Below are 10,923 nucleotides of genomic sequence, written 5' to 3' on the forward strand. Positions count from 1 at the left end.
ATAGATCCCACATAGTTGATTGATAAATCATCACTATCATGTCTATGTGGGGTTATTTTGAAAGGCTCAAATTTTATCTCCACATAAATACAGTCCAGAAAACTGAAGTTGTATCTATGCGCACTCGTGCAGATACAACTAATTCATGTGGCTTTGCCAGTATTTCATTGTTTGCACAGCAGTTAACATTTGAGTAGCTCCCTTCGTCTTTGATATCTCATTGAACAAATATTAACAAATCATGAGAAAAATGACAAGTATAATATCTGAAAAATGAAAAGTTCTGCCTAGAAAAAATTTTGTCGGCGAAAAATCGCCTTTTTTGCCAAAATCGCCAATAACCCTTATAATGAACTGCTAGGAAGGTGGTGCTTACATGTCATTTGACGGTATGTTTACCCATGCACTGATTAAAGAATTAAACACAACATTTGCGGGCGGACGCATTCATAAAATCCAACAGCCATACGAGATGGAATTGGTTTTAACAATTCGCGCTAATCGCAAAAACCACAAATTATTGATTTCAGCCCATCCAAGTTTTGGGCGTATCCAAGTTACAGAACAAGCTTATAATAACCCAGAAACCCCACCAAACTTTACTATGGTATTGCGTAAGTACGTTGAAGGGAACATTATTGATAGCATTGAACAGTACGACAATGATCGGATTATCCTCTTCAATTTAACTAGACGAGATGAATTAGGCGACAATAGCCAGCAACAATTGATTGTTGAAATTATGGGTCGTCATTCAAATATTTTCTTATTAGATAAGGATAAAAAGATTATCGATGCCATCAAACATGTGCCCATGTACCAAAATACCTTTAGAACGATCTTACCTGGGGCGACTTACCAACTGCCCCCAAACCAAAACCAGGTTAATCCCTTTAAGGTTGGCGAAAACTTTGAAAGCGACAAGTCGTTAATGACGGCCAAGTTCCTACAGAGTCAACTCATGGGGCTAGGTCGTGATTCAGCAATTGAATTGGCAAGTTTAATTGAAAAAGATAGTCGTAAACCTTATCAGGTGATTCAAGACTTCTGTGCGGGCTTTGAAAATCCGAATCCAACCTTAGTGGTCCAAGATGATAAGCAACACTTCTTGGTCTTCCCTTACACGACAATTTCAGGGGAAGAAAGTCATTATGACGATTTGAGTGGCTTATTAACAGCTTACTATGCAGAGAAAAGTAAGCAAGATTATGTCCGTCAAGTGGGTAACGCCATTATTCAAGTCGTTGAGAAGAATCTGAGTCATCAACATAAACGGTTGGCCAATTTAAACCAAGACTTGGAGAAATCAGCTAAGGCCGATACTTTCCAGTTAAAAGGTGAATTATTGACGACCTTCCTTTATCAAATTGAAAAAGGCCAAACTGAGGTGACACTAGCCAACTACTACGACAATGATCAACCCATTACCATTAGTTTAGACCCTGCCTTGACACCGTCACAAAATGCGCAGAAATACTACCATAAGTATAATAAACTACGGAACGCTATTAATCATATCGAAAAACAAAAAATCGTTGCTGAAGCTGAAATCCAGTATTTGGAATCTATCCAAACCCAATTGAACTTCGCTGAACCAAACGAATTAGCGGATATACGGGATGAATTAATTGACCAAGGCTATCTTAAAAAGCAAAAGCAAGATAAGAAAAAACGGTCAAATAATGCCTCAGCTAAACCGCGTGAATATGAAACTGCGGAGGGTAACCGAATTTTAGTTGGTCGAAACAACAAGCAAAACGACCAATTAACCATGCGCCAGGCCAATAAAAACCACTATTGGTTCCATACCAAGGATATTCCTGGTTCACACGTTATTTTAGAAACCAGTGACCCTAGTGAAGCTGAAATCACCCAAGCAGCTGAATTAGCCGCAGCCTTTTCAAAATATAGCCACTCCAATAACGTGCCCGTTGATTACACGCAAGTAAAACACGTGAAAAAACCAAATGGAAGTAAACCTGGATTCGTGAATTACTTTGAGCAAAAAACGATCTTTGTCACACCAACAAAAATCGTTTAATCGTCGAAATTAAAAACGCATCAATTGAATATGCAAAAAGACCGATTGGCAGATTGCTCAACCCCCTAGCGCGCTAGCAAGGGTAGCCCTCAAACCAGTCGGTCTTTTTACTATATATATTTTCTAAATAATCCGTTTATAAGCGTGTTTCTTTACCTGACAGGTAAATATTGGTAATTGATAAATTTCCCCATCACAGTTCAGAATCATCGGGCTGCCATCCTTACTGGTATAAACAACTTCATCACATAGTAAACTACGTAATTCTTTCAAATCTTCGTGTTTTCCAGAAAAAAACTTGTATAAGACAGCCCATATTTTATGCATTGGCATAGTTTGTACATAAATCAATTCTAGAAGGCCGTCACTCACTTGACCACCAGGGTTAATCTTAAAACCACCACCATACATCATCCCATTACATAATGCGGCCAGAATATATGGTCCATCCATTAGCTTCAACTCTACCCCATCTTTTCTGGCTGTTAGATCAATATCGAATGCCGTACCTGCTTGTAAGGCCTTTGGAATCGAAGCAATGTAGGCGTATTTTTGTAAGAATTTATTGTTTTCTTTAAAGTCATTAGCTTGAAAAACAACATTCGCATCAGCACCAACACTCAAAATATTCATAGTATACAAGTCTAATTCAGGAATATAAATGGCATCCGTTTCGCTTGTTTTACCCTTAAAAATATGGTCAATCTGGTCTTTAACCGAACGCTTGCCGTATAAGCCCGTATATAAGTCATTCCCGGTACCTAAGGGTAAGATGGCAAAAGTAAGCTCGGTATCTATCATCAAATTCCCGATTGAATGGACTGTGCCATCGCCACCACAGGCAACAACTACTCCATCCCTATATTTTTCGGAAAAACGGTCGATCAAAAATTGGCTTGAGGTCTTTGATGTCGAATATACTAAAAATATATCATCTTTATTCAATCCTGCTTTTGAAGCTCGGTCCAATACCAATGCATTCATATCGGCCTTCTTCTTTTTCCCGGCTGCTTGGTTAAAAATAAATAAGAAACCCTTATTTCCCATGTCTAACACCTCTTTTATCTTATCACGTGTATGAATATGCCACCTATTATACCAAACACCAGTCTACTAGACGAATATTGGTCAGAATTTTCACATTCATCGAATGTACGTTTGTATTGACCGAACGTATGTGCTATACTGAACATAATAAAACGTGAATAGTTAGAACTCATAACCCACAAAAAAGGAGTACAGCTAATGAAAGAACGTCATCTACAAATTCTAAAATGCATCTATTCAAACATTCAAAGTCAAGGGTTCCCCCCAACAGTAAGGGAAATCTGTGAAGCCGTTAACCTATCTTCAACTTCTACAGTCCATGGCCACCTTTCTCAATTAGAAAAGCAAGGTTATCTACTTCGGAACGCGACTAAACCGCGTGCTATGGAAATCACAGATAAGGGCTTAGAATTACTAGGTGTATCTAGCAAAGGTATTCCAATGATTGGTACGGTAACTGCCGGTCAACCAATTACTGCCGTTGAAGAAATTGAAGATTATTTCCCAATTCCACCTACTTTGAAGAACCAATCAGAATCCCTATTTATGTTGAAAATCCGAGGTGATTCAATGATTGAAGCAGGTATCTTGGACGGAGACTTCGTGATCGTTCGTCAAGAATTATCTGCCAACAATGGTGATATTGTAATCGCCATGACAGACGAAGGCGAAGCCACTTGTAAACGATTCTTTAAGGAAGATGGTTATATTCGACTTCAACCAGAAAATCACAGTTTAGAGCCTATTATCTTACCAGACGTGCAAATTTTAGGTCGCGTAATTAGTTTATTCAGAGAACATACATATTAATCCCTTACACCATGATAAGCATCTTTTGAATGAGATGCCTATCATGGTTTTTTTACCTCAAATCAAGCCGGTCGATGGCCAAATACGAGTCGCTTATTTATATTTTTGTAATATCCGCTAGACTTATTTCAACAGATATTTCAATTTGAGAGGCTCGAAACAGATGAAACAATATATATATAGCCGATGACTTTGCAGAAAAAATTATTTGAAGGTAATTCTGCTGCTGTATGTATCTTGAACGAGTGGTTAGTGGTTACCGGAAGACCTGATACGAAACATTAAAAAGGAAAACAATCTTTCAGAAACCGCCTTTACGGTTAAAGAAGCTGGCAACTACCATTTAGGTTGGTTTACCACCGTCTTATAAATTGCAATCTGTCCCTGTAAGTGAAGAAATGGTAGCTGTACTAGGCGTAAGTCCTAAAGAAGCTTGGACGGGTCGTGACTTAGTTTGTGCCCTAGACAATGGGCATGACATCTACCAAATTAAACCAGATTTAGAAAAAGCCAAAGATCTGCCTGGCTTGTTAGTCCATGTTACTGCACCCGGAAAGGAAATGACTATGACGCTGTGAGCAGAAGCTTTGCGCCAAAATTGGCTATAGATGAAGACCCTGTTTGCGGATCAGGTCATTGCCATATCGCCCCACTTTGGTCTAAGAATTTCGGGAAAAAAGGCATTCTTGTAAGACAAGCATCAGCACGAGGTGGGACCTTAAGATGTTCTGTTACTGAGGACTTGGTCACGTTGGCCGGGGCTGCCGTCTTATACGCCGTATCTGAATTGAATATTCCAGGCTAAATTCTATCCCTACTCCAGTATTTTACTCACCAAAAAAACAAGATCAAGTCGCACCCTTAAAGGGTCTGACCTGGTCTTGTTTCTCTTCTATTACTTCTTAATATTAGTAGTGCATTAATGAGAAAACGTCAGTACCAGCGATTTTTTCTCTCGCTTTGAATTCATCTAATTCTACTAAGAAAGCTGCACCAACAACTTCGCCACCTAATTTTTCAATTAATGACACACAAGCTTCGATGGTACCACCAGTTGCCAATAAGTCATCTGCAATTAAGACTTTATCGCCTGGTTTAATCGCATCTTTATGGATTTGTAGGGTTGATTGACCGTACTCCAAACCGTAATCGATTGACTCGATCTCACGAGGCAATTTACCTTTTTTACGTGCAGGAACGAAGCCAATATTTAATGCATAAGCAACTGGACAACCAACGATAAATCCGCGGGCTTCTGGTCCAACAACCACATCTACATCTTTCTCACGTGCAAATGCCACTATTTCATCAATTGCTTCGTGGAAGGCTGGGCCATTCCCCATCAAGGGCGTGATATCTCTAAATAAAATATCTTTCTCTGGGAAGTCCTGTACGTCTGCAATATATTGTTTAAAATCCATTATTTTCCTCCTGAATAGAAAAAATCTTTAATCGTTGTTACATCATTATACCGTAAAAGTCGTTCATTATTGATTTGGGTCTCCCAATCGGCCATGGTTTGAGTAGCCAATAAGTCTACCTTTTCATTTACCGGTAAGGTCACTAAATCCGTATTATGCCATCTAACCAATTCCGCTTCTTCTAAGACTTTCACCATTAAATCAAGTTTGACTTTGGAAATTTTGAAGAAGTCTGCCAGAGCCTGCTCCTTACCCGCCAGCGGGACAGTTCCGTGGCCTTGTAAGTATTTATATAATTGGCCGAATTCTTGCCGGGTTGGCTTTCCAACCATGTAGGCATTGACCGCAGAATAAGCATAGATATAAATATTGTCAATTGCCGCCTGGTTTATCAGGTTTTTAACTGCTGATAAGTCCTTTGGAATATCAAAAATAACTAAGCTATTCTTACTAGCAAATGCTGATCCTTTTTCAAGTATTTGATCAATCTCACTGGTCATAATGGCCTCACTCGTGAAAGGAATTTCGTCTTTATAGGCCCTGAAAAATGGCGCATTTTCAAAGACGTAAGTGGCATTTTCAATAGACATAATTTGATTACGCTCACGCATATTTCGCAAGTCAAAAATACTTTTACTAGACTGGCGAATATCCTTGATTTGAGCTTGCGGTGATTGGTTCCCGTTCCAAGCGTTGATGGACAAGGTAACCACCACATCGATTGGTTCGTTCGCTACTAATTGTTTGGCTAAGGCACCAGATTTAAAAGCAATCATACTTGTTTTGACATCTGCATCTGCTACTGTCAGTTTCAAAGTATTCTTGTCCTTCCCAATCAATTGGATTTGTGATAATTGGACGTCCTTTATTAAAAACAAGGGCTGCCGGTTATCGGTACCAAAGGGTTTAATTGGGTCAAGGGCTTTGATATTTTCAAGAGTGATGTCTGTAATCCCGATTATCCCATCAATTTTCAGCGGTGTTTGCTGAGTATATACCGCTTCAAATTCAGCCACTCGGGCAAGTAAAGCCGTCTTCCAAGCTTCAAACTGGTCAATAGCTACAGTCATCCCAGCGGCCATTTCATGACCACCAAATTTGTCCGCATAGTCTTTACCGGCTTGTAATACTTGGAAAAGGTCAATCCCTTCTATCGAACGGCCAGAGCCTTTATAGCTGCCATTTTCAGTATTCTTACTTAGTAGAATGGTTGGTCGGTGGTATTTTTCAACCAAACGGCTGGCTACAATTCCAAGGACTCCTTCATGCCAACCTTCTTGGCCCAAGATAATCATTTGCGGTAATTGACTTTCACCGTCAACTAAAGCTTCCGCTTCCTTCACCATCTCATCAACGATGGCTTTACGGGCGTTATTTTCTGAATCCAGTAACTCAACCAGTTCACCAACTTCTTGGTCATCAAAAGAGGTTAAGAACCGCACACCAGGGTTTGGATCACCCAAACGACCTAAGGCATTTAACCTTGGTCCCAAGATAAAGCCAATCGTTTGTTCATCGATTTGGTCTGGTTGGATGCTTTCTTTTTCAAAGAACATCTGTAAGCCTAACCGCTCGGTATGCTTCATTTGGTCTAAACCAGATGCCACAATAACTCGGTTTTCGTCAGTTAATGACACCAAGTCAGCAACAGTGCCAATAGCGGCAACATCCAGTAAATCACTTGGCATTTCACCAAGTAAGGCTGTGGCCAATTTCAAGGCGACACCAGCACCTGCTAAATCACCAAAAGGGTATTGGCCTTCTGGGTGGCGTGGATGGACGATGGCATAGGCTTCCGGCAAGCTGTCTCCAATTTCATGGTGGTCCGTGATAATCACGTCAACACCTTGGTCTTTGGCGTAAGCTACGGCTTCGTGTCCTGCCACCCCATTATCACAAGTCAGGATTAGTTGGGTCCCTTTCTTGATGTAATAAGCATAGACATCCTTGTTTGGCCCATACCCATCTTCAAACCGATTAGGTAAATAAAAGGATACATTGGCCCCAAGCATTTCTAAGGTTTCATACAAAATCGTCGTTGAAGTGATTCCATCTGCGTCATAATCCCCGTAGATTAAAATCTCTTCATAGTCTTCAACCGCTTGTTGTAGTCTTGAAACGGCCTTTTCCATATCTTTTAATAAGAATGGATCATGAAATACGGGCTCTTTAGCGATAAAAGCTTGAATCGCTTCAGGTGTTTGGTAGCCCTTATCATAAATGACCTGTAAGACCATCTTTGGTAAGGATAGGTCTTCAGCTAGCTGCTGGATAAAGGCTGCAGCTGTATCATCTGCATTGCTTAAGTATTCAGGTTCTATCCATTCATAAACTGATTGCAACAAAATTTGTCCTCATTTCTAAGTTTCGTAGAAAATTAGTCTCTAAATTGGCCTTTTTCATAGCTCATATGAATCAAGCGATAGGCTAAGCTTGGCGCCAATCTCATTAGACGGTTCATAATGTCGTAGTAAAATGGCACGACTACCTCAAACTGGCCACGTTCAATCGCGGTTGCCATTTTGTCAGCAACAATTTCTGGTGTGGTGGCAAAAGATTGGACATTTTCAAAGTATGACCCATCTTTATCCGCGATATCAAAGAAAGCAGTATCAACTGGGCCAGGCAAGATGCAGGTCACCTTAATCTTGGTTGACCACAAATCTTGTCTTAAGCCGTTGGCAAAGGCATGAACGCCCGCTTTACTGGCTGCGTAAACAGCTGATTTAGGGGTTTGAATTAAGCCAGCAACTGACGCAATTAAGGTGATGTTATTGGTTTCCGTATCTTGGTCTAACATCCCAGCTGCAAAACGTTTTGAAAGGAACATGGTTAATAACAAATTAGTATGGGTCAGTTTAGCGATTTGCGAATAAGCTTGGTCACTAATTGCTGAAAAATCACCGAAGCCTAAACAATGGACAAAATTTTCGATTTGTCCTTTGTTAAAGCAATATTGGGCGAATTTCTCGGCTTCGTCACCAGTCACTAAGTCGGCTGTATAAGCTAAAACTTGTCCAGCACCTAATTCTTTGGCCTGTTTCTTTGTTTCGTCCAACCGCTTTTTATTCCGACCGTTGATGATGATATTTCTACCTTCGCTGGCCATTTTATAAGCAAAAGCTTGACCGATTCCAGAAGATGCACCTGTAATGACTGTGTATGTTTGAGACATTTTCATCACTCCTATAAATGTGGCTACTTATCCGAGACTGATTGAATCAAAATCTTTTACAATTTGGCTATTGGCAAACACTTTTTTGGCATCTGCCTCTAGTTGTTGTGAGGCTTTTCCTACATATCTAGCTGAGATATGGGTTAGTAATAATTTCTTGACATTGGCTTCCTTAGCCACCTGACCGGCTTGTTTAGCGGTTGAATGGTAGTAATTACGCGCCATGCGTTCCTCGCCGGCAGCAAAGGTAGCCTCATGCACTAAAAGGTCCGCATCTTTAGCAAGAGCTACCGCATTTTGGTTATAACGGGTATCACCTAGGACGGTTACTATATGGCCCTTTTTGTCAGGTCCAATAAAGTCACGACCATCTAACTGGATACCGTCTTCTAAAGTAATGGTCTTACCTTGTTTTAATTGACCTAGTAAAGGCCCATTTGGTACGCCCGCTTCCCTAGCCTTATCTATCAACAACTCCCCTACTTGGTCTGCCTCAATGACTCTAAAGCCATAAGACTGAACCGCGTGGTCTAAAGTCTTATAGATGACCTGGTATTGATCATTTTGAAAGACCATACCTTCATCGGCTAACTCCTGAATGATTAGATCATAGCCTAAGGTCGTACGGGTAACTTGAAGAAAGTTATCAATATAAGCTTTAATCCCTTTAGGTCCATAAATGGTCACCGGAGCTTCCCCGCCTTGATGACTTCTTGACGATAAAAAGCCTGGTAAGCCAAAAATGTGATCTCCGTGTAAATGCGTGATAAAAATTTTAGTGACTTTACGCGGTTTCAATGTGGTTTTCATAATTTGATGTTGCGTTGCTTCCCCACAATCAAACATCCACATTTCATTACTTTCGTCTAATAGTTTTAACATGATGCTTGTCACATTACGGCTTCTACTCGGAACGCCAGCACCTGTTCCCAAAAAAGTTATCTCCACTTTTTTCGCTCATTTCTATTTTATATATTCGTAAAAAAATCAAGAGCGCACATTAAATCCAAGTCTCCCTGTTCAATGTGCGCTCGTCTTTTGATGGGTTTGAGGCTACCCTCCCCACCAACAATCCTCATGATTTCAGGCGGCCAAGGTCAGAATTATCCGATGCTTCCCAAATATGCCAGTTACTTCTAGAGTAATTGTTCGGCTTTTGGTCCACTCCGTCAATTCTAAACGATTTTTGTCGCACCTACTATTCTTGGAATTCAAACTCGTAGTCTAAAATACGGATAATATCCCCTTGTTTCGCACCACGTGCAGCCAGGGCTTTATCAACCCCCATATTCTTCAACTGACGAGCAAATCGTAATGCCGACTCATCATATTCCAAGTTCGCCATCTTGAATGTTTTCTCAATCTTGTCACCGTATAGGTAGAAGGTACCATCAGATTCACGGCCCACGTAGAATGGTGGCTCTTCGTCTTCAGGAATTTCATAGACCACTGTTTCAGTAGACGCTTGTTTACCTTCTTCAGCAATGCGCGCTTCTTCTAAACGGATCAATTCAGCCGTATGGTCCATTAAAGGATCTAAGCCTTCTCTAGTATAAGCTGAAATTGGGAAAATTTCTGGCAATTCTAAGTCTGGATAATTTTCTGCAAAATAGCTTGCAAGTTTTTCCTTAAATTCTTCAATATATAGTTCAGCTTCAGGAATATCCATTTTATTGGCAACGATAATCGTTGGTCTAGACATCAAATTGTCATCATAATTATGCAATTCTTTGTTGATGGCTACATAATCATCAAATGGGTCACGGTTTTCAAAGCCACCCATATCAATCACATGTAAAATCACCTTGGTACGCTCAACGTGGCGTAAGAATTGGAATCCTAAACCAATACCATCGGCAGCCCCCTCGATTAACCCTGGTAAATCGGCTAATACAAAAGATTCATGCGAACGAGTATTTACCACACCTAAATTTGGTGTAATGGTCGTAAAGTGGTAATCACCAATTTTAGGCGTTGCCGCTGTGACAACAGATAATAAGGTTGATTTACCAACTGATGGGAAACCAACTAATCCAGCATCAGCGATCAATTTCAATTCTAGTTGTAGGGTAATTTCGTCACCTGGTTCACCATTCTCAGCGATTTCTGGTGCCGGGTTGTTGTGGGTCGCAAATTTCATGTTCCCACGGCCACCACGACCACCATGTGCAACGATGAGCTCTTCACCGTTCTCCACTAAATCACCAATAATTTGACCAGTGTCAAAGTTTTTGACAACAGTTCCAGGGGGTACAGCGATATACATATCCTCTGCACCACGACCGTACATACCTTTTGGCATCCCATTTTCACCTGGTTTCGCCTTAAAGTGACGGTTGTAACGGAAATCCATCAAGGTTCTTAGCCCTTCATCCACTTTGAAGATGATATCGCCTCCGCGACCGCCATCTCCACCAGCTGGACCTCCA

The 10,923-nt window shown here is 40.6% G+C and carries 10 protein-coding genes; 4 read left to right on the top strand and 6 right to left on the bottom strand.

The annotated features are described in order from the left end of the window. The first annotated feature begins 376 nt into the window (after positions 1 to 376). The gene (locus ACRCJ0_RS06285) at positions 377 to 2,041 is read left to right on the top strand and encodes an NFACT RNA binding domain-containing protein (RefSeq protein WP_431387342.1); all 1,665 of its coding nucleotides are present in this window, start codon (positions 377 to 379) and stop codon (positions 2,039 to 2,041) included. Between the two features lie 123 nt (positions 2,042 to 2,164). Here ACRCJ0_RS06285 and ACRCJ0_RS06290 read toward each other — a convergent pair whose 3' ends face one another. After that, on the bottom strand, positions 2,165 to 3,088 hold the full coding sequence (locus ACRCJ0_RS06290) for a diacylglycerol/lipid kinase family protein (RefSeq protein ID WP_419971372.1): 924 nt from the start codon (positions 3,086 to 3,088) through the stop codon (positions 2,165 to 2,167). Positions 3,089 to 3,286: 198 nt separating this feature from the next. On the opposite strand from ACRCJ0_RS06290, the gene lexA reads away from it, so the two are divergent. From lexA to ACRCJ0_RS06305, 3 genes are all read left to right on the top strand, one after another. Then, complete coding sequence (gene lexA / locus ACRCJ0_RS06295; protein WP_417893613.1) at positions 3,287 to 3,898, top strand: transcriptional repressor LexA; 612 nt, start codon at positions 3,287 to 3,289, stop codon at positions 3,896 to 3,898. 398 nt (positions 3,899 to 4,296) lie between these two features. After that, complete coding sequence (locus ACRCJ0_RS06300) at positions 4,297 to 4,476, top strand: hypothetical protein (RefSeq protein ID WP_419971371.1); 180 nt, start codon at positions 4,297 to 4,299, stop codon at positions 4,474 to 4,476. Further along, positions 4,473 to 4,703 carry a PhzF family phenazine biosynthesis protein gene (locus tag ACRCJ0_RS06305; RefSeq protein ID WP_419971370.1) on the top strand — a complete coding sequence of 77 codons (231 nt, stop codon included), beginning with the start codon at positions 4,473 to 4,475 and terminating at the stop codon, positions 4,701 to 4,703. Before ACRCJ0_RS06300 ends, ACRCJ0_RS06305 begins: the two co-directional genes overlap by 4 nt. Positions 4,704 to 4,806: 103 nt before the next feature. Here ACRCJ0_RS06305 and ACRCJ0_RS06310 read toward each other — a convergent pair whose 3' ends face one another. From ACRCJ0_RS06310 to obgE, 5 genes are all read right to left on the bottom strand, one after another. Then, positions 4,807 to 5,319, bottom strand: a complete 513-nt coding sequence (locus tag ACRCJ0_RS06310) for an adenine phosphoribosyltransferase (RefSeq protein WP_378106517.1) — start codon at positions 5,317 to 5,319, stop codon at positions 4,807 to 4,809. Continuing rightward, positions 5,319 to 7,664: a single-stranded-DNA-specific exonuclease RecJ gene (gene recJ / locus ACRCJ0_RS06315; RefSeq protein ID WP_419971369.1), complete on the bottom strand. Its 2,346-nt coding sequence runs from the start codon at positions 7,662 to 7,664 to the stop codon at positions 5,319 to 5,321. The genes ACRCJ0_RS06310 and recJ overlap by 1 nt, the downstream gene beginning before the upstream one ends. Before the next feature lie 32 nt (positions 7,665 to 7,696). Further along, positions 7,697 to 8,494 (bottom strand): SDR family NAD(P)-dependent oxidoreductase, encoded by a 798-nt coding sequence (locus tag ACRCJ0_RS06320; RefSeq protein WP_419971368.1) that lies wholly within the window; start codon positions 8,492 to 8,494, stop codon positions 7,697 to 7,699. A 27-nt stretch (positions 8,495 to 8,521) separates the two neighbouring features. Next, positions 8,522 to 9,442 (bottom strand): ribonuclease Z, encoded by a 921-nt coding sequence (gene rnz, locus ACRCJ0_RS06325; protein WP_419971367.1) that lies wholly within the window; start codon positions 9,440 to 9,442, stop codon positions 8,522 to 8,524. A gap of 250 nt (positions 9,443 to 9,692) precedes the next feature. Then, on the bottom strand, positions 9,693 to 10,923 hold a 1,231-nt coding region (gene obgE / locus ACRCJ0_RS06330; RefSeq protein WP_431389923.1), incomplete at its 5' end, for a GTPase ObgE.

The organism is Aerococcus sp. L_32 (assembly GCF_050689315.1).

Bases quoted from the DNA above. Each gene is read 5' to 3' on its own strand.
- ACRCJ0_RS06310 (WP_378106517.1), bottom strand. From the start codon at position 5,319: ATGGATTTTAAACAATATATTGCAGACGTACAGGACTTCCCAGAGAAA.
- ACRCJ0_RS06290 (WP_419971372.1), bottom strand. From the start codon at position 3,088: ATGGGAAATAAGGGTTTCTTATTTATTTTTAACCAAGCAGCCGGGAAA.
- ACRCJ0_RS06320 (WP_419971368.1), bottom strand. From the start codon at position 8,494: ATGTCTCAAACATACACAGTCATTACAGGTGCATCTTCTGGAATCGGT.
- ACRCJ0_RS06285 (WP_431387342.1), top strand. From the start codon at position 377: ATGTCATTTGACGGTATGTTTACCCATGCACTGATTAAAGAATTAAAC.
- ACRCJ0_RS06300 (WP_419971371.1), top strand. From the start codon at position 4,297: ATGGTAGCTGTACTAGGCGTAAGTCCTAAAGAAGCTTGGACGGGTCGT.
- lexA (WP_417893613.1), top strand. From the start codon at position 3,287: ATGAAAGAACGTCATCTACAAATTCTAAAATGCATCTATTCAAACATT.